This is a genomic window from Lyngbya sp. CCY1209 (assembly GCF_035615495.1).
In the GTDB taxonomy this organism is placed as follows: domain Bacteria; phylum Cyanobacteriota; class Cyanobacteriia; order Cyanobacteriales; family Microcoleaceae; genus Limnospira.
On sequence record NZ_JAJENU010000095.1, the window covers coordinates 1 to 545 of the forward strand.

The window sequence follows — 545 nt, forward strand, 5'->3', positions numbered from 1 at the left end:
TTGGAACGGATCGGGAAGCAGTTAAAATCGGAAACGGTGGTGGATAGGCTGGCGTTTGACCGGGGACAGTTCAAGTCAAGCGGCGGCTTCACTCGTCTGAACACAACATTTGATGGGGAGTTGGAGGCTATTTTAAATGAGATTAATGGAGCCATTTGGGAGGAGATAAGTTAGAATAGATAGTTATATCAAATCTGGTCGAATCTAAAGCTTGGGAATTGATTCCCAAGCGGTTTGGATATTCAACCGGATTTGAGATGATGTGCAAAAGGTCGTCTTTTAGAAGTGAAGATCCCCCCCAGCCCCCATCCCCCCCAGCCCCCCTTTGTAAGGGGGGAGAAGGGGGGAGAAGGGGGGAGAATTGGACTCAAAGTCCCCCTTTTTAAGGGGGATTTAGGGGGATCGCCACTCTTCAACAAAGACGGATTGTCGCTAAAATCGAAGCGTTACAGGAGAGGAGTCGGCGAGTTATAGCGCTGCGCGCGGTCCTCGGCAGTCGGGAGTCGGGAGTCGGAAACTGAAACGGCTTTTCTATAAGGGTTTGA

1 protein-coding gene is annotated in these 545 nt (G+C 50.3%); it reads left to right on the top strand.

Features of this window, described 5'->3' with window-relative positions; all coding sequences use genetic code 11:
* On the top strand, positions 1 to 174 hold the full coding sequence (locus LKE08_RS29205) for a type I restriction-modification enzyme R subunit C-terminal domain-containing protein (RefSeq protein ID WP_375341384.1): 174 nt from the start codon (positions 1 to 3) through the stop codon (positions 172 to 174).
* Positions 175 to 545 lie beyond the last annotated feature (371 nt).